The sequence below is a fragment of the Leisingera sp. F5 genome, from assembly GCF_001593695.1.
Genome location: NZ_LUKH01000002.1, coordinates 89,366 through 113,398, shown reverse-complemented (window position 1 = coordinate 113,398; position 24,033 = coordinate 89,366). Strand labels below are relative to the sequence as shown.

Genomic DNA, 24,033 nt, shown 5'->3' with positions numbered 1-24,033 from the left:
GCTTGAAAATTCTGTAAATAACTGAACAGTATTCATTGGCGTTCTGTAAATTATCTTATATTGCAACGCAGAAAGCTGTTGAAATGACAGTGTTTTGGGAGGCCTCGCACAATGGCACGCGATACCCTGACCGGCAGCCGGATCCGCGAACGCCGGCTGATCCTTGGAATGCGCCAGGCAGAACTGGCGCGTGAGGCAGGGATTTCGGCTTCCTACCTCAACCTGATCGAACACAACCGGCGCAGAATCGGCGGCAAGCTGCTGGTTGATATCGCTGGAGTTCTGGGGGTGGAGCCTTCGATGCTGAGCGAGGGTGCGGAGGCGGCGCTGATCTCTACCCTGCGGGAGGCGGCGGCGGACAGCGGCGTGCCGGTGGCTGAACTGGACCGGGTTGATGAATTTGCGGGCCGGTTTCCCGGCTGGGCCGAGGTTCTGGCAACCGGTCATCGCCGTATTGCCACGCTGGAGCGCACGGTGGAAACCCTGTCGGACCGGCTGACCCATGACCCCAATCTGGCGGCCTCGGTGCATGAGGTGCTGTCGACCGCGGCGGCGATCCGCTCCACCGCGTCGATCCTGGCGGAAACCGGCGAGCTGGAGCCGGAGTGGCGCGACCGGTTCCACAAGAACCTTAACGAAGATTCCCTGCGCCTGTCGGAGAGCAGCCGGGCACTGGTGAATTTTCTGGATGAGGGCGACACCAGCGACGACCGCCGCGGAATGCCGCAAGAAGAGGCCGAAGTCTTCTTTCAGGAAAACGGGTTTCACTTTCCTGCACTTGAAGATGGCTCTGCTGGTGCCGAGCAGCTGATCCGGACTGCCCCTGCATTGACAAGCCCGGCGGCCCGCAGTCTGGCGCAGGCCGCCTTGACGCAATACCAGGCAGATGCCCGGGCCATGCCGCTGCAGGCGCTGGCGCAGGAAATCCAGGCAAACGGGGTTGCCCCGGTGGCGATCGCACGCCGCTTTGCATGCGGGCTTTCTGCCGTGCTGCGCCGTTTGGCAGCACTTCCGGAGGAGGTGCTGGGGCAAGAGGCCGGGCTGGTGGTCTGCGATGCCTCTGGCACGCTAGTGTTCCGCAAGCCTGTGACCGGATTCGCGATGCCGCGGTTCGGGGCGTCCTGTCCGCTATGGCCGCTGTACACCGCGCTGGTGCATCCGAATGTCCCGGTGCGGCGCAATGTGCTGCAGCAGGGGCGCACTGCGGCGGCCTTTGACTGCATGGCGGTGGCCTGGCCGCAGGAGATGCCGGATTTTGGCGCCGATCCCATGTACCGGGCGGTTATGCTGATCCTGCCCGGTGCCAAGGATGCCGAAGATCCGCAGCTGGTGGGCGCCAGTTGCCGGATCTGTCCGCGCCAAGGCTGTCCGGCACGGCGCGAGCCCTCGATCCTGAAGGAAGAGTTTTGACAGCCGCACAGCCGCGGGGCTAATCTGCACAAAAATGAATGCGTCTGCGGACCGGCCCGGCCGGCGGGCAGCGCCGGGAGGAAATTCTGCTGATGGGCAGGCATGTTGTTCTGATCGAAGACGAGCCGAATATCACCGAGGCCATCCGGTTTCTGCTGATGCGGGACGGCTGGAGCGTGGATGCGCATACCGATGGCGCCACTGCGGTGGAGGTGATCCGCGATGCCAATCCCGATCTGGTGATTCTGGACCTTATGCTGCCGGGCAAAAGCGGATTGGAGATCGTGCGCGAGCTGCGCACCGAGGGTGGCATGGGCGCACTGCCGGTGCTGATGCTGACGGCCCGGGGCCAGATGCGCGACCGGGAAATGGCGGAAAAGGCCGGGGTGACACGGTTTATGACCAAACCCTTCTCCAATGCCGAAGTGCTGACGGCGGTGCGCGACCTGCACGCCCAGGCCGGCCAGGGATAATGCTGGGATGATCCGGGACGGCGGCGCAGAAGAGCAGACGGGCACCCGCGCGGAACGCCAGACCTACCGCCGCCGCAGGCTGATGGACATTGCCCGCCTGCTGCCGGTTCTGGGCGCATTGCTGCTGGCGCTGCCGCTGTTGTGGCCCGAAGCCTCCACCCACCCCGCCGCGCGGGACGGGGTGAGCATGTCGACCGCCATCATCTATGTGTTTGCGGTTTGGGCAGGGCTGATCGGCGCCTGTTTTGCCTTCAGCCTCGCAGTGCAGCGTTGGGCCGATCATTGGACCGGCGGCGGGCCGGACGGGGCAGGGTCTCCGGACGGAGCGGAGGACCGCTGATGGCCTCGCTGAATGTGCTTGCGGTTGTCTGTCTCGCCTATGTGGCGTTTCTGTTCTTCATTGCCTTCTGGGCCGACCGGATGGCAACCCGCGGCAAAAGCGCCGCCTGGATGCGCTCGCCGCTGATCTACACGCTGTCGCTGTCAATCTATTGCACCGCCTGGACTTTTTACGGTGCAGTTGGCTATGCGGCGCGGTCAGGTCTGGAGTTCGTGACGATCTACCTTGGCCCCTCGCTGGTGATGATCGGATGGTGGTGGGGCCTGCGCAAACTGGTGCGGATCGGGCGCAGCCAGCGGATCACGTCTATCGCCGACCTGTTGTCGTCGCGTTACGGCAAGTCGAACCTGCTGGCGGCCGGCGTGACGATCCTCGCGGTGATTGGCGTCACGCCCTATATTTCGCTGCAGTTGCAATCCGTCACGCTGTCCTTTGCCATATTCGCCGAGGCCGACCCGCTGCGCAGCCATAATGAGACCTACACGGTGTTCTGGGTGGCGGCGGGACTGGCGGTTTTTGCCATTCTGTTCGGCACCCGCAATCTGAACGCCAATGAACGCCACCACGGGGTTGTGACCGCGGTGGCGCTGGAGGCCATCGTCAAACTGGCGGCACTGCTGGCGGTTGGGGTTTTTGTGGTTTGGGGCGTTGCCGGCGGTGTGGGTGAGACGCTGCAGAGGATAGACGCCTCGCAGATCGGTCAATGGAACGTCGATGGCAGCCGCTGGGCCACCGTCACCTTTCTGGCCGCGGCGGCCTTTGTCTGCCTGCCGCGGATGTTCCAGGTGATGGTGGTGGAGAACGAGGATGAGCGGCATTTGCGGATCGCTTCCTGGGCGTTTCCGCTCTATTTGCTGCTGATTTCGATGTTTGTGGTGCCCATCGCTGCGGTGGGTCTGGAGCTGCTGCCCGCAGGCGCCAACCCGGACATGTTTGTGCTGACAGTGCCGCTGCAGCAGGGGCAGCAGGGATTGGCAGTCCTGTCTTTTCTAGGCGGGTTTTCCTCGGCCACGTCAATGGTGATTGTGGCGGCCATGGCACTTTCGACGATGGTGTCGAACCACATCGTGATGCCGGTCTGGCTGCGGCTGCAGAACCGCCGGGCGTCGGTTTCGGGCGATGTGCGCGATGTGGTGCTGCTGTCGCGCCGGGTATCGATCGCAGTGATCATGGCGCTAGGGTATTTTTATTACCACCTGTCCGGCGGTGCCGCGGCGCTGGCCGCAATCGGCCTCATCTCCTTTGCCGGGGTGGCACAGATCCTGCCCGCGCTGGTCGGCGGGCTGTTCTGGCGCGGCGCCACCCGCAGCGGCGCCCTTGCCGGGCTGTCGGTGGGGTTTGCCATCTGGCTTTATACCATGCTGCTGCCGGCATTGGGCGGCGGGCTCTTACCCGAGCATATCCTGCGCGATGGTCTGTTTGGCCTCAGCTGGCTGCGCCCGGAGGCGCTGTTCGGGATCGAAGGGATGGATCCGACGGTCCATGCGGTGATGTGGTCTATGAGTCTGAATGCCCTGGTGTTCTGCCTGGTGTCGCTGATGAGCTTCCCCAGCCCGCTGGAGCGGCTGCAGGGCGCGCAATTCGTCAATGTCTTTGATCATTCCGCCGGCCCGCGCGGCTGGACCGGATCGGTGGCGCAATGCGAAGACCTGATGATCATGTCGCAGCGGATTCTGGGTGCTGGGGAAGCGCAAGCGTTCTTTCAGCGCGAGCGGCTGCGGCAGGGCGGCCGCGGCCCGCTGCCGGAGCCGACACCGGCCTTTCTGGAACGGTTAGAGCGCGAGCTGAGCGCCTCCATCGGCGCGGCGGCAGCACATGCGATGATTGGCCAGATCGCCGGCGGCTCCTCGGTTTCGGTTTCGGATCTGCTGGCAGTTGCGGATGAAACCGCCCAGATGCTGGAGTATTCCAGCCGCTTGGAGACGCAATCGGCAGAGCTGACAGCGACTGCCCGCAAGCTGCGGGAAACAAACGAGAAGCTTACGCAAATCTCCGAGCAAAAGGACGCCTTCCTTAGCCAGGTCAGCCATGAGCTGCGCACGCCGATGACCTCGATCCGGGCGTTTTCGGAAATTCTGCGCGATGACGGGCAGCTGAGTGCGCAGGATCAGCGCCACTACGCCGGGATCATCCATGACGAAACGCTGCGGCTGACCCGGCTGCTCAACGATCTTCTGGATCTCAGCGTGCTGGAGAACGGCCAAGTGAGCCTTAACATGTCGGCGGGCGCCCTGCCGGACGTGCTGGACCACGCGGTTGCCGCTGCACTGGCGGGATCGGACCGTCCGCTCAAGGTCCGCCGCAATCCCGCAACGGAAGGGGTCCGGATATCCTCCGACCTCGACCGGCTGGCGCAGGTCTTTATCAACCTGATCGCCAATGCCCAGAAGTATTGCGATGCCGCGGAGCCGGAACTGTCTATTTCCGCCTCTGCAACCAGCGGGTGGCTGCAGATCGATTTCACCGACAACGGCAGCGGCGTGCCGGCAGAATTTCAACAGATGATTTTCGAGAAATTCTCGCGTGTTAGCCCTGAGCGGGCAGGCGGGGCCGGGCTTGGCCTGGCAATCTGCCGGGAAGTCATGCAACGGCTGGGCGGCAATGTTTCCTATCTGCCGGGGCACGGCGGCGGCGCATTCCGGGTTTCCTTACCCGCGGCAGGCGAAAAGGCTGCGTAACCTGGCCTGAAGTACAGGAGTTGTTAACCTCCTTTCGGGTAAAACCGTGGAAACGGGACGTGCAAGGGGCAGGTTAAACAGCCTATGTCTGAAATAGAAGCAGCAGAGGCAGGCAGCGGCAAGCAGGGTGTGCTTGCACGCAAGCTGGCAGCGACAAAGGAAGGCGTTGGGGCGCTTGCCAGCTCCCTGACGCTGAAGGCTTTGCGCCGGTCGGTTGCGCGGGCGGCTGCGGACCTGTGCGGTCTGCCGGTGGCAGTTCTGGCTGCCCGGCAATCCAACCGCATTCCCGAAGATTTGGCTGACCAGCTGTCCGATAAGGATCTTCTGGTGGTGCTGGACTGCCCGCATGGCAGAATGGGTGCGGCCAGCATGGATGCGGCCACGGTGACTGCGCTGATCCAGCAGCAGACCATCGGCACGGTGATGGGCAAAGCACCGGACGAGCGTCACTATACCCCGACAGATGCAGCCATGACGGCAGAGTTTCTGGAGCGCACCTTTGCCAAAGTGTTCGCGATGCTGGACGGGCACGCGGACCAGACAATCTTCACCGGTTACCGCTTTGGCGCGCAGGTTGAAAATGTGCGCAGCCTGGTGCTGGGCATGGAGGCTGAGGATTACCGGGTGATCGAGCTGAACCTGGACCTGGCCTGCGGCGCCATGCAGGGCGTGATGAAGCTGATTCTTCCGGAACCCACTGCCGAAGAGCTGCAGGACGGCCAGGGAAACGGTGCGCAAGGTCCATCTCTGGGCCGCAACCTGGGGGCAATCCGGGCGGAGCTGTCGGCTGTTTTGTGCAAGATGCGGGTGCCTTTGAGGGATTTTGCCGGCCTCAAGGTCGGCGATTCGCTGCCGCTGGATTCCGCCTATCTGTATGAAACCGACCTGCTGACCATTGGCGGTCAGTCGATTGCGCAGGGACGCCTGGGCCAAATGAACGGGGCGCGTGCGGTCCGGCTGAATCAGTCCGGGGCCAGGCTGGCAGGCGATACCGGGGCAGACGGAATGGGGTTCTCCGACGGGGCAGGCACCGATCTGATGGGCGGCGGACCTCCCGCACTCGATATGGGAATTGCCGCGCAGGGCCTGCAGGACCCGATGGAGGACGCGGGCTTGCCTGCATTGGAAGCGGCACCGGGACTGGGCGGCGGCGGTTTTGGTATGGACGGCGATGGGCTTCCCGCACTGGGTGACGGCGGTTTTGACGGCGGCATGGGCGGCTTGGATGACGCTATGGGTGGAATGGGCGCAATGGACTTGCCAGGTCTCGGCGACGATGGCGCATTGGGCATGGATGGGCTGGACGGCGGGTTGCCTGACTTGCCTGATCTTCCTGCGGTCGACTTGGGGGATTTTGAACCAGGGGATGCGGCGGCAGAAATCTCGCAATTGGCCGGGCTGGACGGCGCACTGCCAGGAAACAACTGATCTATTATGTTCTCAGCGCTGTGCGCGGCCACCAATCCGCCCTGGAACCTAGGACCTTTGCCGCGAAGCGCCGCGAGCAGCCATACCCTCTTAGCCGTTTCAGACCGTAGGCAGCCTGCACAACTATCCAGGGCAGGTTCCTAGTGCCGTTGAAGTACGGTGCTGCGCCCAGGGATGATCAGAATTGGCGGGATACGGGTTTCCTGCGCTGGCCAACGGCTTGGCTGCTGCCTGCACTGTTTCACGCAGGCAGTATTTTCACAGGATTAATTGTCAGCAAGCGAATCCAGTGCTGGCCGCAACCCGTCCAGCTGATAGCCGGCAGCCGCGGTTTTTTGCAGAATGTCGTCGGCGCACATATCGCAGGCCTGGCTGAGCGCCCAGACCACCGAACAGCGGGTGCCGGACGCGCAATAGGCCAATACCGGGCCTTCGCAGCTTTCATACAGCGCCCGCTGGCGGGCTGCGTTCTCGGGTGTCATGGTCTGATGGGTGAGCGGCAGAACCTCGAACCGCAGCCCGGCGGCTTCGGCGGCTGCGCGGATCGCCTCTGCCTGATGGCTGGGCGGCACTTCCGCGTCGGGCCGGTTGCAGATCACTGTCTTGAAGCCGGCGCCGGCAATGGCGGGCAGGTCCTCAGCCGAGATCTGCGGCGAGACCGAATAGCGGGGGGTGATTACGCGTGCATCCATATCCTGAGTCTTTACGCGTTTGCAGCGCGCCGGTCCAGATGCCGGCTGAGCCAGGGCGCGGCCATCATGCCGCAGGCCATCGCCGCCAGGAACAGCGCGCCCTGCCAGCCGTTATAGCTGAGCGAGGCCATTGCGGGGCCAGGGCAAAGCCCCGCCAGGCCCCAGCCCGCGCCAAACAGAACAGAGCCCATGATCAGCCGCCGGTCCAGCTCTGTTTGCGGCGGTGCAGGGAAGCTGCCGCCGGCCGCGGGCTTGCGCCCCTCTATCAGCCGCCAAGCCAAGGCCATTGGCAGCAGCGCGCCGCCCATCACAAAGGCAAGGGTTGGGTCCCAACTGCCAAAGATATCCAGCCAGCCCAGTACTTTGGCGGTGTCTGTCATGCCTGACAGCATCAGACCTGTGCCAAACAGGCTGCCTGCAACCAGCGCCAGAAAAATCCGCAGCATCAAATCATCCCCGGGATTTGGCGCAGGATCGCCAGTGTCAGAATACCGGCCAGCATGTAGATCCCAGTTGCCGTGATGCCCCGCAAGGACAGCCGGGAGATGCCGCAGACCCCATGACCCGAGGTGCAGCCGTTGGCCACGCGGGTGCCCAGCCCCACCAGCAGCCCGGCAAGGATCAGCAGTGCGGCATTGGAGGTGACATGGGTCTCCGGGGCAGCCCCCGCCAGCAGGCCAATCAGCAGCGGCATCGCAATCACCCCGGCAATGAAAGCGGTCCGCTCAACCGCAGTGTTTCGGCCGCTGCCATCCAGCAGCCCGCCCAGGATACCGCTGGCACCCATGATCCGGCCGTTGCCCAACAGGTAAACCGCACCGCCAAGCCCTATCAGCAGGCCGCCGCCCAGGCCCCAAATCCAATCCGTTTCCATGATCATCTTCCGCCTGTTCCGGTCAGATCTTGTTGACCGGGATTTTCAGAAAGACATCGCCCTGATCATCCGGTTCCGGCATCTGGCCCGCGCGCATATTCACCTGCAGCGACGGCAGGATCAGACGCGGCATGCCCAAGGTCGCATCACGGGCGTCGCGCATTCGGGTGAATTCCTCGATGCTGCGCCCTTCGCCTATATGCACGTTCAGCGCCTTCTGTTCGCCTACGGTGGTTTCCCAGGCGTAATCATCGCGGCCCGGTGCCTTGTAATCATGGCCGACAAAGATGCGGGTGTTGTCAGGCAGCGCCAGGATTTTTTGGATCGAATTATATAAATCGGTTGAAGACCCGCCGGGAAAGTCACAGCGGGCGGTGCCGAAATCAGGCATGAACAGCGTATCGCCGACAAAGGCCGCGTCCCCGATCACATAGGTCAGGCAGGCGGGCGTGTGGCCCGGCGTGTGCAGCACTTCGCCGCGCATCTGGCCGATCATGAATACATCGCCTTCACGGTACAGGCGGTCGAACTGGCTGCCGTCGCGCTGAAATTCGGTGCCTTCATTAAAGATTCTGCCGAAGGTGTCCTGAATCACGGTAATCTGGGCACCAATGCCGATTTTGCCGCCCAGCCGGTCTTGCAGATAAGGCGCGGCAGACAGATGGTCGGCATGCACATGGCTTTCCAGGATCCACTCTGTCCGCAGGCCTTCCTTCTTGATCCAGGCAATGATGGCATCCGCTGATGCCGTGCCGGTGCGCCCGGCCGCCTGGTCGTAGTCCAGCACAGAGTCGATAATGGCACAGGCGGAGCCCTCAGGTTCACGCACCACATAAGAAACGGTGTTAGTGGCTTCGTCGAAGAAGGCCTTGACGGCGGGGGTCATCTGTTGCTCTCCCTTGATATTGGATAATCATATATTGATTAGAGAATGTGTTTCAAGGACGCCGGTGCGCAGACCGATGGCTCCGTTGAAATCATCGCAGCCAGTTGACCCGTGTCAAGGCAGGGCAATGTTGCGCTGCAGTATGCTTGGCAGGCGCGGGTGACACCTGCAAAATCATCAACCGGCCGGTAAATTTGCACAAATAGGCGGTCGTGTGCCTAAATTCTGCGGGCCTTCACGCGGCTGTTGTGAAATACCAGCATAACCTCATCATGATCCAGGGAGGACTGCCAATGACACAAGAAGATCTGCTGCACACCGTCGAGAATCTGGAAACCCGGATTCTTGGAGAGACCGGAACCGCCCGGCTTGCCATGCGGCCTGAGTTCATCCGGTTGCTGGATCACATGCGCAAGACGGGTGCTGCGGTGCCAGGCCGGTTCCGCCGGTTGGAGGCCGCACTGTGCGAAGAGGCGGTGGAGGAGATGTTTGACAATATGCCGGTCTAGCCGGTCTGTCAGGCAGGGCGTCCCAGGCTTCAGCCCAGGAAAATGCCCGTCATAACCAGCATCAGCCCCAGAACTGACAGCAACAGGGCGCCCAGATTGTAGGGCAGCACCGATTGCACTACTGCACGCAGGGCTTCGTCGTCCAGTTTTTGGCGTCGCGCGCGCGCGACGCGGACAATGCACCAGACCAGGCCCAGCAGACCGGCGATGGACAAGGCGGCTCCGGCCCAGACGATGAGTTCGAACATTTGCGTGCTCCTGCGGTTTTCGCGCTGCGCCGCGCCTAGCCGATCCCGGCTTTGTGCGCAAGCTGCGAGGGGGCGGGCGCCGGTTTTTGCCGCTTGGCGGGCCTCTGCGGTTTTCCTTGCTTGCGGCGCAGCGGGCGGGGCGCTATCCCCTTGCTCCGACAGCAATTGACAGCATGTGCCGACGGAGCCGCAGATGGATATCACCGAAGACGAAAAAAGCGAAAACTACCGTGTGACCGCTGGCGAACTGCGCCAGTTCATCGAACGGTTCGAGCGTTTGGACGAAGAAAAGAAGACCATCGCCGAACAGCAGAAAGAAGTGATGGCTGAAGCCAAAGCACGCGGCTATGACACCAAGGTCATGCGTAAGATCATAGCCCTGCGAAAGCGCGATCAGAACGACATCGACGAAGAAGAAGCGGTGCTGGAAATGTATAAGGAAGCCCTGGGCATGTAAGCCCTGCGGGGCCGCGGTCCCGCGTGAGTTTCCGCTGGTGCCGGAGGGGTTTGCCCGCTTGCGGCACCAGCCTGCTGATGCTGAGCCTTCGGGCCTATTGCGAGCTGCCAGTCTCTGGCAAGGGGTTCATCCGGGAGCGCCGGGCCAGCCGTCGCACACGCCGGCCAGCCTCTTGGAACACCACCGCATAAAGCCCCCAGAACAACGGGTGCAGCGTGTATCTCATACGCTCCTGTTCCGGCCCGTTCACCGCATGGGCCACGCCCAAGAACAGCACCGCCGACAGCAGCATTACCTGAAAGAAGGCCCGGCGCGCGCGGTCGTGATCCCGGCGGGCAAGTTCCGCCAGCGCGATCAGCGCGAACAGGTTCAGCGCCAGGGTCAGGAAGCGGGACAGGCTGGGATCGATTATGATCTTATTGTCCGCCGTCAGCACCCGCTTGGTGTCGGGGAGCTTTGGGAAACGGTCCCAGTTCAGTGGCGGGTAAAAATATTCGTTCGGCCACAGCGACAGGCTGGTGGAAGCCCGCACCGCGACGCCGGCCGCATATTGCACCGGGCTGGCCGCGATGACCTCGATCGATTTCTTCAGGCAGGTCTTGGAATAGGGGATCATCCGCGGATCATTCAGCGCTGTGCCGGTATGCTGGCCGATCAGCCCGTGGACTTCGGCAAATGTTTTGAATGAGCAGCCTTCGACCGGCTCAGGCGCGGTTTGCGACGCATTGAGGCCAAGCCAGCTGCCGGAGCTGAAGATGCCGAACACCGCCTTGTTCTTCACCGACGGCAGCAGCGTAACAACCAGCGCCAGGGCCAGGATGATCAAACGGGCAGGGTTCGCTGCGGTCTTGAACAGCAGCAGCCCGGCCACCAGCAGGATGTAGATCGGGTGGAACAGCGTCCAGGTCAGCGACAGCACCGCAAGGCAGGCGCAGAATTGCAGGAAATAGAGCGTCCTTTGCGTCCTCAGAAACAGCAGGGCGCACAGGCAGGACAGGGCAAATAGCGCTGAGGTGAAATGCGCATAGAGAATGAAGTTCTCATAATAGAACACGGCGGGCGACAGGATATAGGCCAGGGGCAGCAGCCAGGCCAGGCGTCGCGATTGCGCCATCAGGCGCAGAGCCGCAAACATGCAGGCGGCGGTCAGCACGCTCAGCACCAGGTGGCTGTTCCAGATCAGCTGGATCATGCATTCGCTTTGCGCGCCGCAGGCCTTGGCGGTGATCCCCAGCAGAAAATTCCAGAACGGAGGCTGGGAGTGCAGGGTGAGCAGGGCATCCAGCAACCCGTCGTGCAACTGCTGCGCCGGGAGGTGCTGGTAGGAACCGTCCAAGTGAATGGGATCGGGACGAATGTCGAGCAGGCCGGCTGCCAGCAGCCTGGAGGCCAGGATGATGACAGCTGCCGCCAGCGCAAACAGCGCTGTCTCACGCAGCAGCGCAGCGCTGTCTGATGCACGTGCGGTCGGCTTGGCGGAAGGATTCGAATGAAATGTCATGCCCGTCCTCAATGTTTTTTTATGCTCTTATAGGTTATTCCGGCGCAGTTTGAAATTCCCTGCGCGTTCCGGCGGGCAAGGCGGGCCAGGCAGCGGGCAGTTTGACTCCTAGCCAAAAAGTGATGGTGCTGATACAAATCGAACCGGAAGTAAAAGCATCCTTCGGTTGATTTCATTTGACGACAGATTCATCGCTTATGGCCGGCCAGCCCGGTATGCTTGCCGCCGATTTGGATGGCACGCTGCGGCGCAGCAACATCCTGTATGAAAGCTTCTGGTCCTCCTTCGGGCGGGATTGGAAGAGCCCGTTCACCTCGGCAAGTGCGCGCTTTCAGGGGCGGGCCGCGCTTCTGCCGGGCGCTGTGACGCTGCTGGTGGTTGCAGTCTGGAGCAGTATGCCATGACCTTGCAGCAGCTTCTGGTCCGCTACACCGTCTTTGCGGTTGTTGCCACGGCGGTCAACCTCGCCACCCAGCGTGCGGTCCTGCAATTGGGGGAAGGTGCTGCACATTTCACCGCCGCCATGGTGGCGGGCACCCTTGCTGGGCTGGTTGTGAAATACCTGCTGGATAAGCGTTGGATCTTTTTTGATCAGCATAGCGGCCTCAAGCATCAGGGGCGGACATTTTCGCTGTATGCCTTGATGGGGGTCGCAACCACAGCAGTGTTCTGGATCACGGAAACGCTGTTCTGGATTACTTGGGGCACGGATGCCGCGCGCGAGGCCGGGGCTATTCTCGGGCTGGTGGTCGGCTATACGGTGAAATACCAGCTGGACCGGCATTTTGTGTTCACCAGAAGCGAGAGGGAGGCGGAATGATAATGCTGTCAGGCTGGGGCAATTACCCGGTGGCCCGGGCACAGCTTCTGGCCCCCCGCAACGAGGCAGAGCTGCAAACCCTGATCTCCGGTAACTCCTCGGTCATCGCCCGCGGCAATGGCCGCGCTTATGGCGACAGCGCTATCGGCCTGCCGGCGACATTGCACATGCGGCATTTCAACCGGATGATCTCGTTTGACGCAGAAACCGGGCAATTGGTTGCTGAAAGCGGGGTGTTGCTGGGCGATATCATCTCGGCCTTCCTGCCGTGCGGCTGGTTTCCGGCAGTGGTGCCGGGCACCAAGTTTGTGACCCTTGGCGGAGCGATCGCGGCGGATGTGCATGGTAAGAACCACCATAAGGAGGGCAGTTTCCGCAATTGCCTGGACTGGGTGGATGTCATGGGGCCAGACGGCACGCTGCGCCGTTGTTCGGCGCAGGAGAACAGCGAATTGTTCGGCTGGACTGCTGGCGGCATGGGGCTCACCGGGATCATTGTCAGGGCCGCGATCAGGCTGCGGGCGGTGCCGTCGGCCTGGATCCGGCAGCAGACACAGCCGGCTGCAAATCTGGATGCCGCGATCGAACTCTTCGAGCGGTCGGCCAGCGCAACCTATTCGGTGGCATGGATCGATTGCCTGTCGGAAGGCAGCACGCTGGGCCGCTCGCTGGTTATGCTGGGCGAACATGCGGAGTTACAGGACCTGAGCGCGCAACAGGCGGCCACCCCCTATGCCATCGCCAGTGCAAAGACCCGGCAGGTGCCGCCGGTGTTCCCTTCATTTTTTCTGAACCGCTTCAGTGTCCGTGCCTTCAATTCCGCCTACTACTGGGCAGGCGCCCGTAAGGCCGGGATGTTGATTGCCGACTGGAACCGCTACTTTTTCCCGCTCGATGCATTGCTTGGCTGGAACCGGATTTACGGGCGCAAGGGTTTTGCCCAGTTTCAATGCGTGCTTCCGCTCGACAGCGCCCGGCGCGGCCTGCGCGGGTTGCTGCAGGCGATCTCGGCCGCCGGGCAGGGCTCTTTCCTGGCGGTGCTCAAGCGGCTGGGACCGCAGGACAGCCCGTTCTCCTTTCCAATGGAAGGCTACACACTGGCGCTGGATTTCCCTGTCAACCCCCGCAGCCTGGCGCTGATGGAGGACCTGGACCGGATCACCATCGCCCATGGCGGCCGGTTTTACCTGGCCAAGGACAGCCGGATGCACGCGGATACCTTGCGAACGGCGGACCCCAGGGCTGCGGGCTTCACCGGAATGCGGCAATCTTCCGGGCTGCACCCGTCTTTTCAGTCCGCACAATCGCAAAGGCTTTCGCTATGACCAAACCCCCTGTTCTGATCCTTGGCGCCCGTTCGGACATCGGCCTGGCCGTGGCCCATGCTTTTGCCGCACAAGGGCATCCTGTGCAGTTGGCCGCCCGCCGGGCAGACACGCTCGGGGCTGAAAAAACGGATCTTGAGCTGCGCCATGGCGTGCCGGTGAGCCTGCATGATTTCGATGCGCTGGCGCTGGAAGATCACGAGGGTTTTGCTGATGCACTGCCTGAGCTGCCGGGCATAGCCGTTTGCGCTGTCGGTTACATGGGCGATCAGGCGGAAAGCGAACAGACGCCCCTGCAAGCAGCCCAGGTGCTGCGCAGCAATTTCGAGGGGCCGGCAAGCATTCTGGCGGTTCTCGCCAACCGTTTTGAGCAGCGCGGCACCGGTACGCTGGTGGGGATCAGTTCAGTCGCAGGCGAGCGCGGCAGAGCATCCAATTATGTCTATGGGGCGGCCAAGGCCGGCTTTACCGCTTTTTTGTCCGGGCTTCGAAACAGGCTGGCCCGCAAGGGCGTTCATGTTGTCACCGTGCTGCCCGGGTTTGTCGCCACGCAAATGACCGAAGGCATGGACTTGCCGGCCAAACTGACCGCTCAGCCTGAAGAGGTGGCAAATGCCATTACCGCCGCCGCATCCAAAGGCCGGAATGTTGTGTACGTGCGGCCTGTTTGGCAGCTGATCATGCTGATTATCTGTAACATTCCCGAAGCGATCTTTAAGAAGACAAGTATCTGAGCACGGGCGACCCTTCTTTGGATCGATTTTCCATTTCAATTACCGGCTTGCAGTCCTTGGTTGTATAGAATTGATCATTTATCCTTAACACTCTCGAAAGGGCTGGCCGGATAGCGTCACAGCCGGGTGGCTTCAGAGTGGGATTATGAACAGCACAAAGAGCATTACCGGCACCAGCAGGGGTGACCGGATTCTGGCGGACGACGAGCATTATGTTATTCTGGCGGGCGCAGACCATAACAAGATCCTTGCCGGGGATGGAATAACAGAATTGATGCCGGGGCCGGCAACAACAAAATAGACGCTGGCGGCGGTGACAATGCGGTCAAAGCGGGTCACGGCAACAACACGGTTCAGACTGGCGCCGGCAAGGATGCAATCCAGCTTGGAGACGGCAACAACACGATCACGTCACTTGGCGGCACAACAAGATCAAGGCTGGACACGGGCAAAATGCAATTGAAACCGAGGACGGCGCCGACAGCACCAAAACCGGGAACGGCGGCAATGAGATTTCTACCGGCGGTGGCAATGACCGCATCTAGACCGGCGACGGGGATGACCGGATCAGCAGCGGCGCGGGCGATGACTACGTCAACGCCGGGCGCGGCTATGACACCGTGGTGCTGAGTGGAAGCTTTCAGGATTATGACCTTGATCTGAGCCGCTACAACGGCGGCCGCGGCAAAGCTTACATCACATCGCGCACGGGCGTCGAGGGGGAACAGGGAACTGACACGCTCCTTGGGGTCGAGGCGCTTTTGTTTGAAGAAGACGGGCTTGTCCTCGATTTGAATGCGCCAGCCGGATTGCAGCTTCAGGATGATCAGATCACGGCAGAAGGTGAAGGTCCGCTTGCAGTATCGCTGGAAACACTGCTGGAGAACGACGGAGACTGCTTGCCGATGCCTCCCGCGTTCGCGTTGATGGCGTGAGCGCCGGCGGTCTTCGGGTGGCATTCGACGGCGGCCTCATCACCTACAACGCCGATGACCTGCTGCAAGGCCTGAAAGAGGGGGAGGTCCTAGAGGACAGCTTCACCTACATCGTAACACGCGGGTATTCAGTTCAGAAGGCGAACCGCAAGGTGATGAATTCGTGGTCAACCAGCAAACCAAGGATACACAAAGCTACTACGAAATCGAGGCACTTGAGGGTGGACGGTTCATCATCACCTGGGGGGATAACCATAGTGGTGACACGGTAAAATACCGTGTGTTCGAAGGCGATGGCTCCCTCGTCGAACTGCCTTATAGTTTTAAAGATGAAGTTGCTGAAATTGCAGTGCTTGATCTGCTGGCCAATGACAGCGATCCGGATGCAGATGCTCTGACGTTTGTCCTTGCTTCCAGTTCCAGTGAAAACGGTGCTGTGGTGTCCTATGATGTGGAAACTGATACCCTGTTTTACGTTCCGGCCGCTGCCGGCGGTATCCAATCGCTCTCTGAGGGCGAGGTGCTGGAAGACAGCTTTACCTTACGATCTCCGATGGGCAGGGCGGCACTTCCGAGACGACGGTGACCATCCTGGTCGGCGGCCTTGATGAGGCGGATGCAGCGGCGGCCCCTCAGCTTGCACAGGAAGATTACGGCGTGCTGCTCTAAATGGGACCTTGGCTGTGCGGGCGTGCGCCCGTGCGGCCAGTGACCTCCAGATGATGAACCTCAGCGTGATAAGTTTTAAGCTTGAAATAAATGCTGCGGCAACGGTATGGTCGCTGACAGGCCGCATCAGCAAAGGAGCCCCGTCATGCCAGCCATCAGCGTGCATCCCGAAGGGTGGAAGCCCGCCAAAGGTTATGCCAACGGCATGGTGGCCGAAGGCAAGCTGCTGTTTGTCGGCGGCCAGATCGGCTGGACCGCGGATCAGGTGTTTGAGGCGCAGGATTTTATTGGTCAGATGAGCCAAGCGCTGCAAAATATTCTGGAGGTGGTCGAAGCCGCTGGCGGATCCGCGCAGGATATTGCCCGGCTCACTTGGTTTGTGACCGACAAGGCCGAATATCTCGCCCATCAAGCAGAAGTCGGAAAAGCCTACCGTGCGGTGATGGGCTATCACTTTCCGGCGATGACCATGGTGGTTGTTTCCGCTCTGGTCGAGGATAAGGCCAAGGTGGAAATCGAAGCCACGGCGGTACTGCCCGTTTGACGTGAGGTGCCGCACGGTTTCGTGAGCGCTCTTCCCATGGACCGTGCCGGACGCCACATTCCAAGGCGCGGAGCCAAGGGAGAGCGACATGCGGATCAACGCCGATTTCACCAAACGCGCAGCGGTGCATTTTGATGAAACACCTTGGGTGGCAAGCCCGGCGCCTGGGGTGGAGCGCAAGATGCTGGACCGCATTGGCGAGGAGGTGGCCCGCGCCACCACCATCGTCAGGTTTGCACCGGAGTCTGCCTTTGCACCGCATGTGCATGATGGCGGCGAGGAGTTTTTGGTGCTGGACGGCGTGTTCCAGGACGAACACGGGGACTTCCCCGAAGGCTCCTACATCCGGAACCCGCCCACCACCAGCCACACGCCTGCTGCGGCAGAGGGGGCGATCATCCTGGTGAAGCTGCACCAGTTCGATCCAGCTGATCGAACCGAAGTGAAAACCCGCATCTCCGGCAATGCAGCGCATCAAGAGCTGTTCCAGGACAGTGTTGAAACGGTGGCCTTGCAAATCTGGGCGCCGGGGCAGGCGATCAGCCTGGAAGCCCCTGGCGGCGTGGAGGTATTTGTGGTGCATGGCAGCTTTAACGAAAACGATGAAGCGTTCACGCGCTGGGACTGGCTTCGGCTGCCGCCGGGCTGCCGTTTCGAGGCCACGGCTGGCGCTGAAGGTGCACATGTCTGGGTGAAAACCGGCCATCTTGCGCAAATGACTGCCTAGACCGGCATCGCGTTTTTGCCCTGAAATCAAATCTTTGAATGCCGTTCCTGCAGGAGCGGCATTTTTTTTCGCCAAGTAAAAATTTTACCAGTTGATAAAAAATCAGACTGTGGCAGTCTAATAGGCAAGAAGAATGTAATAATCAGGGAGACACCCAATGGCGACCAGCCATCAGGCATCCGGCATTCAGGCTGCGCGATTGGACGCCGCCGGGATCGCCGAGAATTTCTCGGACCTGCACCCAGCCTATGACGCGCATGAGGCAGCCGTAGCGGCAGATCGCTGCTATTTCTGCTATGACGCGCCCTGCATGACCGCATGTCCTACATCCATCGACATTCCCCAGTTCATCCGGGAGATCCAGGCAGGCCACCCTGAAAGTGCCGCCCGCACCATTCTGGAGCAGAACATCCTCGGCGGCATGTGCGCCCGGGTCTGTCCGACAGAGACATTGTGTGAAGAGGTCTGTGTGCGCGAAACTGCTGAGGGCAAGCCGGTCGAGATCGGCCGCCTGCAGCGTTATGCCACCGACACGCTGATGGAGATGGGGGGGCATCCCTTCACCCGCGCCGAGGCGACCGGCAAGACGGTTGCCGTTGTCGGTGCAGGGCCTGCGGGTCTCTCGGCGGCACACCGGCTGGCCATGCTGGGCCATGACGTTGTTCTTTACGATGCCAAGTCCAAGGCGGGCGGCCTGAACGAATTCGGCATCGCGGCCTATAAGTCCACCAACGATTTTGCTGCGCGCGAGGTTGATTGGCTGCTGCAAATCGGCGGCATTACAATGGATTACGGCAAGAAGCTGGGCGCGGAATTGTCACTGGACGGGCTGACGTCCGGCTATGATGCGGTGTTCCTGTCGATTGGCCTGGCCGGGGTCAACGCCCTGCGCGCACCGGGTGAGGACAAGGACGGCGTCCGCGACGCGGTGGAATTCATTGCCGAGCTGCGCCAAGAGGAGGATCTGACCGCGCTGCCCGTGGGCCGCAATGTGGTGGTGATCGGCGGCGGCATGACTGCGGTGGACGCCGCTGTGCAATCGAAACTGCTGGGCGCCGAAAACGTCACCATAGCCTATCGCCGCGGGCGCGAGGATATGGGTGCCAGCCGGTTCGAGCAGGATCTGGCGGCTTCAAAAGGCGTCAAGCTGATGTTCAATGTGATGCCCAAGGCGGTGCATGGCAATGGCGCAGCGGCTGAGATCGAATTGGAGTATACTCAAGTCACGGACGGCAAGGTCGCCGGCACTGGCGAGACCGTGCGGCTGGCCGCGGATCAGGTGTTCAAGGCCATCGGCCAGACGCTGGAGGGCCAGCCCGATGCGCTGGAGCTTGAGGGCCGCAAGATCAAGGTTAGTGACACGGGCCGCACTTCGATGGCCGGGGTCTGGGCCGGCGGCGACTGTGCTTCTGGCGGCGAGGACCTCACCGTGACTGCCGTGGCCGAAGGCCGCGACGCTGCAATGGACATTCACTCCAGCCTGATGGGCTGAGCCAGTCAGGACCGGGAGACCGTTCCGAGCTAGCCTGAAGAGGAGAGATCAAATGGCTGATCTGACAACAGAATTTCTGGGGATCAAATCCCCCAACCCGTTCTGGCTGGCCTCTGCGCCGCCGACCGACAAGGAATACAACGTCCGCCGCGCATTCGAGGCCGGCTGGGGCGGCGTGGTCTGGAAGACCCTTGGGTCAGAAGGCCCGCCGGTGGTCAATGTGAACGGCCCGCGATATGGCGCCATCTGGGGCGCCGACCGCCGCCTGCTGGGACTCAACAACATCGAGCTGATCACTGACCGGCCCCTGCAGACCAACCTTGAGGAAATCACCAGGGTTAAGAAGGACTATCCGGACCGCGCCATCATCGTCTCGATCATGGTGCCCTGCGAGGAGCAGGCCTGGAAAGACATCCTGCCGCTGGTCGAGGCCACAGGGGCCGACGGGATCGAGCTGAACTTCGGCTGTCCGCACGGCATGGCGGAACGCGGCATGGGCTCTGCCGTGGGGCAAGTGCCGGAATACATCCAGATGGTCACCGAGTGGTGCAAGAAATACTACTCTAAACCTGTCATCGTAAAGCTGACCCCGAATATCGCAGACATCCGCCAGCCGGCGCGGGCGGCAAATGCGGGCAATGCCGATGCGGTCAGCCTGATCAACACCATCAATTCGATCACTTCGGTCGATCTCGACAGCATGGCGCCGGAGCCGACCATTGGCGGTAAGGGCACCCATGGCGGCTATTGCGGCCCGGCGGTGAAACCGATTGCGCTGAACATGGTGGCAGAGATTGCCCGTGATGCGCAAACCCGCGACCTGCCGATTTCGGCGATTGGCGGCGTTACCACTTGGCGCGATGCAGCTGAGTTCATGGCGATGGGGGCCGGCAACGTGCAGGTTTGCACTGCGGCGATGACCTATGGCTTCAATGTGGTCAAGGAGATGATCTCGGGCCTGTCCGCCTGGATGGACGAGAAGGGTTACACCTCGACCCAGGACTTCATCGGCATGGCGGTTCCGAATGTGACCGACTGGCAGTATCTCGACCTGAACTTTGTGGCCAAGGCCAAGATCAATCAGGACGATTGCATCAAATGCGGCCGCTGTTTTGCAGCCTGCGAGGACACCTCGCATCAAGCGATTGCGATGAGCGAGGACCGGGTGTTCACGGTGAAGGACGACGAATGCGTCGCCTGCAATCTTTGTGTGAATGTCTGCCCGGTTGAAGGCTGCATCACCATGGAAGAAGTGGCCGCGGGGCAGATTGACGAGCGCACCGGGGAGGTGGTCTCGGACGAGTACGCCAACTGGACAACACATCCGAACAACCCGGCAGCCACGGCTGCGGAATAATCCACCGTCTGGGCCGGCCCCGGGTGTCCTCCCGCCCGTCGTCGGCCTCCTGCCGGAGGCGCTCCTCCCGTTGGGCCCGGCACCGCGCAAGGCGCGGTGCCGGGCCCAACACCGTTCAGTATGCATCAGCAAGGCTGATGGTTACTGCAGGGGGCGGGAGCGCTTTGCTGCCTTTGGCAAGCTTGGGGTTAGCTTCGCGGTGTAAGCATCCGCCGGTACAAGGTTTCCAGGTATAGAGGCGCTGCATCGAAAGGATCTTCGTCCCCCATCAAAGTGCGTACTTGGGCATCGAAATCCGCGTAATGCTGGGTCAGCGACCAGATCGAAAACAACAGATGTTTGGGATGCGCGCGGTTGATCCGGCCGGCATCCATCCAGCCTTGCAAAAGCTGTGCCTTTTCCTCCACCAGCCCGTTCAGGTCGCTGGCGATCACATCATGCAGCCGCGGCGCCCCCTGTACGATCTCATTGGCGTAAAGCCGGCTTTCACGCGGAAAATCCCGGCTCATCTGCAGCTTGCGCTGCACATAGGCGAGGATCTCCTCCAGCGGCTCGCCGTCGGGGTCCAATGCCCGCAGAGGGTCCAGCCAGGTGTCCAGCAGCCCGGCCATCAGTTCGTTGAAAATCGCTTCCTTGGATGGGAAGTAATACAGCAGGTTCGGCTTGCTGAGTCCTGCCGCTTTGGCGATCTGGTCCACGGTGGAGCCTCGGAAACCGTGGCTGGAAAACACATCCAGCGCGGCCTCCAGAATGGCGGCGCGATTCTTTTTTTGAATTCGGGTTGGCGCGCGGTCTGCAGGCATGTCCGTCCCTGTCTGTTTCTGCCGCCTTCTGCCAGCTGAAGCGCGGAATTTCACCTGTTTCCGGCAAAAGAGCTGATTTTTTCAAGGGCTGTGCGGCAATTTCTTGACTGATAGTGAACCCGTGATAGCGTGAGTTTGACCAGTTGGTCAAATCATTGCCCGGAATCGAGAGAACCGGCGCTCTGAACCGGCCAGCACTCAAAGCCACCTAAACGGCGCAAAGCCGATTGAAGCCTGCAAAGACGGGCGCACAGGGAAGGAAGCTGAGATGACGTCGCTTGGACAGAATCTGAAGATCAATGGCGACCGTTTGTGGGACAGCCTGATGGAAATGGCCCAGATCGGTCCCGGTGTCGCAGGCGGCAACAACCGCCAGACGCTGACAGACGAAGATGGCGAGGGCCGCGCTCTGTTCCAGAAGTGGTGCGAGGATGCCGGCTGCACCATGGGGCTGGATCAGATGGGCAATATGTTTGCCCGCAGGGAGGGCACCGATCCGGATGCCCTGCCGGTCTATGTGGGCTCGCATCTGGACACCCAGCCGACGGGCGGCAAATATGACGGGGTGCTGGGGGTGCTGGCCGGGCTGGAGCTGATCCGCTCACTGAATGACATGAACATCAAGACCAAGCATCCGATCGTGGCCACCAATTTCACCAATGAGGAAGGCACCCGCTATGCGCCGGCGATGCTGTCCTCCGGCGTGTTTGCGGGCATTCACACGCAGGACTGGGCATACGGCCGCGAAGATGCCGAGGGCAAGACATTCGGGGATGAGCTGAAACGCATCGGCTGGCGCGGCGAAGAGGAAACCGGCGCCCGTAAAATGCACGCCTTCTTTGAACTGCACATCGAACAGGGACCGATCCTGGAAGCCGAAGGCAAGGACATCGGCGTGGTGACCCACGGCCAAGGCCTCAGCTGGACCCAGGTGACGGTGACTGGCAAGGACGCGCATACCGGCTCCACCCCGATGCCGATGCGCCGCAATGCCGGGCTGGCGATGGCGCGGATTCTGGAAACCGTGGATGAAATCGCCTGGGGCCACGCGCCGCATGCTGTCGGGGCAGCGGGCCATATCGACGTCTATCCAAACTCGCGCAATGTGATCCCGGGCAGGGTGGTTTTCACCGTTGATTTCCGCAGCCCCGAGCTGGACGTGATCACCGACATGGAAAATCAGCTGCGCGAAAAGGGCACCCGGATTGCCGAGGCGATGGGCGTTGAAATCGCGTTCGAGAAGGTGGGCGGCTTTGATCCCGTTACCTTTGACGCGGGCTGTGTCACTGCTGTGCGCAGTGCGGCAGAGCGGCTGGGGTATTCGCATCTCGATATCATCTCCGGCGCGGGCCACGATGCCTGCTGGATCAACGGGGTTGCGCCGACCGCGATGGTGATGTGCCCCTGCGTTGATGGTCTGAGCCACAACGAGGCCGAGGAGATCAGCAAGGAATGGGCGGAAGCCGGCGGCAATGTGCTGTTCCATGCGGTGGTCGAGACAGCGGAAATCGTTTCGTAGCTGGGGGCCAGCCCCCAGACCCCCGGGATATTTCCGGCCAGATGAGCAAGGGAACTTGTTCTTCGAGAATATATGGAGGCGTAAAAATACGCCCCGATTCAGGGAGTTATAGTCATGAGTAAAGTCATCAGAAACGGCACCATCGTGACCGCCGATCTGACCTACAAGGCCGATGTGCTGATCGAAAACGGGATGATAACCCAGATCGGCCAGAGCCTCAAAGGCGATGAGGAACTGGACGCCACCGGCTGTTTTGTAATGCCGGGCGGGATCGATCCGCATACCCATCTGGAGATGCCCTTTATGGGCACCTATTCTTCGGATGATTTTGAGAGCGGCACCCGTGCCGGGCTCGCGGGCGGCACCACCATGGTGGTGGATTTTGCACTGCCCAATCCGGGCGAGAGCCTGCTGGACGCGCTGAAACGCTGGGACAACAAGTCGACCCGCGCCAATTGCGACTATTCCTTCCACATGGCTGTGACATGGTGGGGTGAGCAGGTCTTTGACGACATCAAGACCGTGATCCAGGAGCGCGGCATCAACACCTTCAAGCACTTCATGGCCTATAAGGGCGCGCTGATGGTGAATGATGACGAGCTGTATTCCTCGTTCCAGCGGCTGGCGGAGCTGGGCGGCATCGCCATGGTGCACGCGGAAAACGGCGATGTGGTGGCGGAGCTGTCGGCCAAACTGCTGGCTGAGGGCAATACCGGCCCCGAAGCACACGCCTACTCCCGCCCGCCGCAGGTCGAGGGCGAGGCCACCAACCGCGCCATCATGATCGCCGATATGGCAGGCGTGCCGCTTTATATTGTGCATACCTCCTGCGAGGACAGCCACGAGGCCATCCGCCGCGCCCGGATGCAGGGCAAGCGGGTTTGGGGCGAGCCGCTGATCCAGCATCTGACCCTGGATGAGAGTGAGTACTTCAACACCGATTGGGATCACGCCGCCCGCCGGGTGATGTCGCCGCCGTTCCGCAACAAACAGCATCAGGACAGCCTGTGGGCCGGTCTGCAGTCTGGTTCGTTGTCGGTGGTCGCGACCGACCACTGCGCCTTTACCACTGAGCAGAAACGCACTGGCGTGGGGGATTTCACCAAGATCCCGAACGGCACCGGCGGCCTGGAGGACCGGATGCCGATGCTGTGGACCCATGGCGTTGAAACGGGCCGGATCACCCCGAATGAATTTGTTGCGGTAACGTCAACAAACATTGCTAAGATATTGAATTGCTACCCGAAAAAGGGTGCGGTGCTGGTTGGTGCAGATGCCGACCTGGTGGTCTGGGATCCGAAGAAGACCAAGACAATCTCTGCCGCCAGCCAGCAGTCCTCGATCGACTACAACGTGTTCGAGGGGCATGAGGTGAAGGGGCTGCCGCGCTTTACCCTGACCCGGGGCCATGTGGCGGTGCATGACGGCGAGATCAAGTGCCAGGAGGGTCACGGCAAGTTCGTCTCACGGGAGGCCAATACAACGGTGAACAAGGCGCTGTCGACCTGGAAAGAGCTGACCGCGCCGCGCCCGGTCGAGCGGACCGGCATCCCGGCAACAGGTGTTTAAAATCAGGAGCGGGCTGCCGGTATCGGCGGCCCGTTTTCCTGTG

General features: G+C 61.4%; 27 protein-coding genes. 20 read left to right on the top strand and 7 right to left on the bottom strand.

Annotated elements, in window-relative coordinates; genetic code table 11:
- Positions 1-111 precede the first annotated feature (111 nt).
- From A2I95_RS01865 to A2I95_RS01845, 5 genes are all read left to right on the top strand, one after another.
- Positions 112-1,410, top strand: a complete 1,299-nt coding sequence (locus A2I95_RS01865; RefSeq protein ID WP_291727219.1) for a helix-turn-helix domain-containing protein — start codon at positions 112-114, stop codon at positions 1,408-1,410.
- 92 nt (positions 1,411-1,502) lie between these two features.
- Positions 1,503-1,883, top strand: coding sequence for a response regulator (locus A2I95_RS01860; RefSeq protein WP_291727217.1), 381 nt, complete (start codon positions 1,503-1,505; stop codon positions 1,881-1,883).
- 7 nt (positions 1,884-1,890) lie between these two features.
- Positions 1,891-2,223, top strand: coding sequence for a hypothetical protein (locus tag A2I95_RS01855; RefSeq protein WP_291727215.1), 333 nt, complete (start codon positions 1,891-1,893; stop codon positions 2,221-2,223).
- On the top strand, positions 2,223-4,901 hold the full coding sequence (locus tag A2I95_RS01850; RefSeq protein ID WP_291727213.1) for an ATP-binding protein: 2,679 nt from the start codon (positions 2,223-2,225) through the stop codon (positions 4,899-4,901). Before A2I95_RS01855 ends, A2I95_RS01850 begins: the two co-directional genes overlap by 1 nt.
- A gap of 84 nt (positions 4,902-4,985) precedes the next feature.
- Positions 4,986-6,329: a FliM/FliN family flagellar motor C-terminal domain-containing protein gene (locus A2I95_RS01845; RefSeq protein ID WP_291727211.1), complete on the top strand. Its 1,344-nt coding sequence runs from the start codon at positions 4,986-4,988 to the stop codon at positions 6,327-6,329.
- Positions 6,330-6,595: 266 nt separating this feature from the next.
- Here A2I95_RS01845 and A2I95_RS01840 read toward each other — a convergent pair whose 3' ends face one another.
- The 4 genes from A2I95_RS01840 to A2I95_RS01825 are packed head-to-tail and all read right to left on the bottom strand — an operon-like array spanning position 6,596 to position 8,781.
- Positions 6,596-7,021 (bottom strand): TIGR01244 family sulfur transferase, encoded by a 426-nt coding sequence (locus tag A2I95_RS01840; protein WP_291727209.1) that lies wholly within the window; start codon positions 7,019-7,021, stop codon positions 6,596-6,598.
- Between the two features lie 11 nt (positions 7,022-7,032).
- Positions 7,033-7,467, bottom strand: a complete 435-nt coding sequence (locus A2I95_RS01835) for a DUF6691 family protein (protein ID WP_291727207.1) — start codon at positions 7,465-7,467, stop codon at positions 7,033-7,035.
- A complete protein-coding gene (locus A2I95_RS01830; RefSeq protein WP_291727206.1) occupies positions 7,467-7,895 on the bottom strand; it encodes a YeeE/YedE family protein in 429 nt (142 codons plus the stop codon). Before A2I95_RS01830 ends, A2I95_RS01835 begins: the two co-directional genes overlap by 1 nt.
- A gap of 22 nt (positions 7,896-7,917) precedes the next feature.
- Complete coding sequence (locus A2I95_RS01825) at positions 7,918-8,781, bottom strand: MBL fold metallo-hydrolase (RefSeq protein ID WP_291727204.1); 864 nt, start codon at positions 8,779-8,781, stop codon at positions 7,918-7,920.
- A 293-nt stretch (positions 8,782-9,074) separates the two neighbouring features.
- Here A2I95_RS01825 and A2I95_RS01820 point away from each other — a divergent pair, with 293 nt between their 5' ends.
- Entirely contained in the window at positions 9,075-9,290 is a 216-nt protein-coding gene (locus A2I95_RS01820) for a hypothetical protein (RefSeq protein ID WP_027259243.1), read from the top strand.
- A gap of 29 nt (positions 9,291-9,319) precedes the next feature.
- Here the strand turns inward: A2I95_RS01820 and A2I95_RS01815 are convergent, their stop codons facing one another.
- Complete coding sequence (locus A2I95_RS01815) at positions 9,320-9,538, bottom strand: hypothetical protein (protein WP_024089790.1); 219 nt, start codon at positions 9,536-9,538, stop codon at positions 9,320-9,322.
- A 193-nt stretch (positions 9,539-9,731) separates the two neighbouring features.
- On the opposite strand from A2I95_RS01815, the gene A2I95_RS01810 reads away from it, so the two are divergent.
- A complete protein-coding gene (locus A2I95_RS01810; protein ID WP_024089791.1) occupies positions 9,732-9,995 on the top strand; it encodes a DUF2312 domain-containing protein in 264 nt (87 codons plus the stop codon).
- A 94-nt stretch (positions 9,996-10,089) separates the two neighbouring features.
- Here A2I95_RS01810 and A2I95_RS01805 read toward each other — a convergent pair whose 3' ends face one another.
- On the bottom strand, positions 10,090-11,496 hold the full coding sequence (locus A2I95_RS01805) for a hypothetical protein (protein WP_291727197.1): 1,407 nt from the start codon (positions 11,494-11,496) through the stop codon (positions 10,090-10,092).
- A 176-nt stretch (positions 11,497-11,672) separates the two neighbouring features.
- On the opposite strand from A2I95_RS01805, the gene A2I95_RS01800 reads away from it, so the two are divergent.
- The 11 genes from A2I95_RS01800 to preA all read left to right on the top strand — a co-directional run bounded on the left by A2I95_RS01800 (position 11,673) and on the right by preA (position 20,099).
- Positions 11,673-11,900 (top strand): hypothetical protein, encoded by a 228-nt coding sequence (locus A2I95_RS01800; RefSeq protein WP_291727195.1) that lies wholly within the window; start codon positions 11,673-11,675, stop codon positions 11,898-11,900.
- On the top strand, positions 11,897-12,316 hold the full coding sequence (locus A2I95_RS01795) for a GtrA family protein (RefSeq protein ID WP_291727193.1): 420 nt from the start codon (positions 11,897-11,899) through the stop codon (positions 12,314-12,316). The genes A2I95_RS01800 and A2I95_RS01795 overlap by 4 nt, the downstream gene beginning before the upstream one ends.
- A complete protein-coding gene (locus tag A2I95_RS01790) occupies positions 12,313-13,641 on the top strand; it encodes an FAD-binding oxidoreductase (RefSeq protein ID WP_291727191.1) in 1,329 nt (442 codons plus the stop codon). The genes A2I95_RS01795 and A2I95_RS01790 overlap by 4 nt, the downstream gene beginning before the upstream one ends.
- Complete coding sequence (locus tag A2I95_RS01785) at positions 13,638-14,375, top strand: SDR family oxidoreductase (protein WP_291727189.1); 738 nt, start codon at positions 13,638-13,640, stop codon at positions 14,373-14,375. Before A2I95_RS01790 ends, A2I95_RS01785 begins: the two co-directional genes overlap by 4 nt.
- Before the next feature lie 145 nt (positions 14,376-14,520).
- On the top strand, positions 14,521-14,676 hold the full coding sequence (locus A2I95_RS01780; protein WP_291727187.1) for a hypothetical protein: 156 nt from the start codon (positions 14,521-14,523) through the stop codon (positions 14,674-14,676).
- Positions 14,646-15,005 (top strand): hypothetical protein, encoded by a 360-nt coding sequence (locus A2I95_RS42490; protein WP_367150628.1) that lies wholly within the window; start codon positions 14,646-14,648, stop codon positions 15,003-15,005. The genes A2I95_RS01780 and A2I95_RS42490 overlap by 31 nt, the downstream gene beginning before the upstream one ends.
- Positions 15,006-15,473: 468 nt before the next feature.
- Complete coding sequence (locus tag A2I95_RS01770; protein ID WP_291727183.1) at positions 15,474-15,896, top strand: Ig-like domain-containing protein; 423 nt, start codon at positions 15,474-15,476, stop codon at positions 15,894-15,896.
- A 228-nt stretch (positions 15,897-16,124) separates the two neighbouring features.
- On the top strand, positions 16,125-16,523 hold the full coding sequence (locus A2I95_RS01765; RefSeq protein ID WP_291727181.1) for a RidA family protein: 399 nt from the start codon (positions 16,125-16,127) through the stop codon (positions 16,521-16,523).
- A gap of 88 nt (positions 16,524-16,611) precedes the next feature.
- Positions 16,612-17,250 (top strand): cupin domain-containing protein, encoded by a 639-nt coding sequence (locus A2I95_RS01760; RefSeq protein ID WP_291727179.1) that lies wholly within the window; start codon positions 16,612-16,614, stop codon positions 17,248-17,250.
- Positions 17,251-17,407: 157 nt separating this feature from the next.
- Positions 17,408-18,742, top strand: coding sequence for an NAD(P)-dependent oxidoreductase (locus tag A2I95_RS01755; RefSeq protein WP_291727177.1), 1,335 nt, complete (start codon positions 17,408-17,410; stop codon positions 18,740-18,742).
- A gap of 52 nt (positions 18,743-18,794) precedes the next feature.
- On the top strand, positions 18,795-20,099 hold the full coding sequence (preA, locus tag A2I95_RS01750) for an NAD-dependent dihydropyrimidine dehydrogenase subunit PreA (RefSeq protein ID WP_291727175.1): 1,305 nt from the start codon (positions 18,795-18,797) through the stop codon (positions 20,097-20,099).
- Positions 20,100-20,287: 188 nt separating this feature from the next.
- Here preA and A2I95_RS01745 read toward each other — a convergent pair whose 3' ends face one another.
- Positions 20,288-20,902: a TetR family transcriptional regulator C-terminal domain-containing protein gene (locus A2I95_RS01745; protein ID WP_291727174.1), complete on the bottom strand. Its 615-nt coding sequence runs from the start codon at positions 20,900-20,902 to the stop codon at positions 20,288-20,290.
- A gap of 268 nt (positions 20,903-21,170) precedes the next feature.
- On the opposite strand from A2I95_RS01745, the gene A2I95_RS01740 reads away from it, so the two are divergent.
- Both A2I95_RS01740 and hydA read left to right on the top strand, forming a co-directional pair.
- Positions 21,171-22,421 carry a Zn-dependent hydrolase gene (locus tag A2I95_RS01740; RefSeq protein WP_291727172.1) on the top strand — a complete coding sequence of 417 codons (1,251 nt, stop codon included), beginning with the start codon at positions 21,171-21,173 and terminating at the stop codon, positions 22,419-22,421.
- Positions 22,422-22,535: 114 nt separating this feature from the next.
- Entirely contained in the window at positions 22,536-23,990 is a 1,455-nt protein-coding gene (hydA, locus tag A2I95_RS01735) for a dihydropyrimidinase (protein ID WP_291727170.1), read from the top strand.
- The last annotated feature ends 43 nt before the right edge of the window (positions 23,991-24,033 follow it).

Excerpts from the sequence above, each read along its gene's own strand:
- A2I95_RS01865 (WP_291727219.1), top strand. The coding sequence starts at position 112 with ATGGCACGCGATACCCTGACCGGCAGCCGGATCCGCGAACGCCGGCTG.
- A2I95_RS01860 (WP_291727217.1), top strand. The coding sequence starts at position 1,503 with ATGGGCAGGCATGTTGTTCTGATCGAAGACGAGCCGAATATCACCGAG.
- A2I95_RS01855 (WP_291727215.1), top strand. The coding sequence starts at position 1,891 with ATGATCCGGGACGGCGGCGCAGAAGAGCAGACGGGCACCCGCGCGGAA.
- A2I95_RS01850 (WP_291727213.1), top strand. The coding sequence starts at position 2,223 with ATGGCCTCGCTGAATGTGCTTGCGGTTGTCTGTCTCGCCTATGTGGCG.
- A2I95_RS01845 (WP_291727211.1), top strand. The coding sequence starts at position 4,986 with ATGTCTGAAATAGAAGCAGCAGAGGCAGGCAGCGGCAAGCAGGGTGTG.
- A2I95_RS01840 (WP_291727209.1), bottom strand. The coding sequence starts at position 7,021 with ATGGATGCACGCGTAATCACCCCCCGCTATTCGGTCTCGCCGCAGATC.
- A2I95_RS01835 (WP_291727207.1), bottom strand. The coding sequence starts at position 7,467 with ATGCTGCGGATTTTTCTGGCGCTGGTTGCAGGCAGCCTGTTTGGCACA.
- A2I95_RS01830 (WP_291727206.1), bottom strand. The coding sequence starts at position 7,895 with ATGGAAACGGATTGGATTTGGGGCCTGGGCGGCGGCCTGCTGATAGGG.
- A2I95_RS01825 (WP_291727204.1), bottom strand. The coding sequence starts at position 8,781 with ATGACCCCCGCCGTCAAGGCCTTCTTCGACGAAGCCACTAACACCGTT.
- A2I95_RS01820 (WP_027259243.1), top strand. The coding sequence starts at position 9,075 with ATGACACAAGAAGATCTGCTGCACACCGTCGAGAATCTGGAAACCCGG.
- A2I95_RS01815 (WP_024089790.1), bottom strand. The coding sequence starts at position 9,538 with ATGTTCGAACTCATCGTCTGGGCCGGAGCCGCCTTGTCCATCGCCGGT.
- A2I95_RS01810 (WP_024089791.1), top strand. The coding sequence starts at position 9,732 with ATGGATATCACCGAAGACGAAAAAAGCGAAAACTACCGTGTGACCGCT.
- A2I95_RS01805 (WP_291727197.1), bottom strand. The coding sequence starts at position 11,496 with ATGACATTTCATTCGAATCCTTCCGCCAAGCCGACCGCACGTGCATCA.
- A2I95_RS01795 (WP_291727193.1), top strand. The coding sequence starts at position 11,897 with ATGACCTTGCAGCAGCTTCTGGTCCGCTACACCGTCTTTGCGGTTGTT.
- A2I95_RS01790 (WP_291727191.1), top strand. The coding sequence starts at position 12,313 with ATGATAATGCTGTCAGGCTGGGGCAATTACCCGGTGGCCCGGGCACAG.
- A2I95_RS01785 (WP_291727189.1), top strand. The coding sequence starts at position 13,638 with ATGACCAAACCCCCTGTTCTGATCCTTGGCGCCCGTTCGGACATCGGC.
- A2I95_RS01780 (WP_291727187.1), top strand. The coding sequence starts at position 14,521 with ATGAACAGCACAAAGAGCATTACCGGCACCAGCAGGGGTGACCGGATT.
- A2I95_RS01765 (WP_291727181.1), top strand. The coding sequence starts at position 16,125 with ATGCCAGCCATCAGCGTGCATCCCGAAGGGTGGAAGCCCGCCAAAGGT.
- A2I95_RS01760 (WP_291727179.1), top strand. The coding sequence starts at position 16,612 with ATGCGGATCAACGCCGATTTCACCAAACGCGCAGCGGTGCATTTTGAT.
- A2I95_RS01755 (WP_291727177.1), top strand. The coding sequence starts at position 17,408 with ATGGCGACCAGCCATCAGGCATCCGGCATTCAGGCTGCGCGATTGGAC.
- preA (WP_291727175.1), top strand. The coding sequence starts at position 18,795 with ATGGCTGATCTGACAACAGAATTTCTGGGGATCAAATCCCCCAACCCG.
- A2I95_RS01745 (WP_291727174.1), bottom strand. The coding sequence starts at position 20,902 with ATGCCTGCAGACCGCGCGCCAACCCGAATTCAAAAAAAGAATCGCGCC.
- A2I95_RS01740 (WP_291727172.1), top strand. The coding sequence starts at position 21,171 with ATGACGTCGCTTGGACAGAATCTGAAGATCAATGGCGACCGTTTGTGG.
- hydA (WP_291727170.1), top strand. The coding sequence starts at position 22,536 with ATGAGTAAAGTCATCAGAAACGGCACCATCGTGACCGCCGATCTGACC.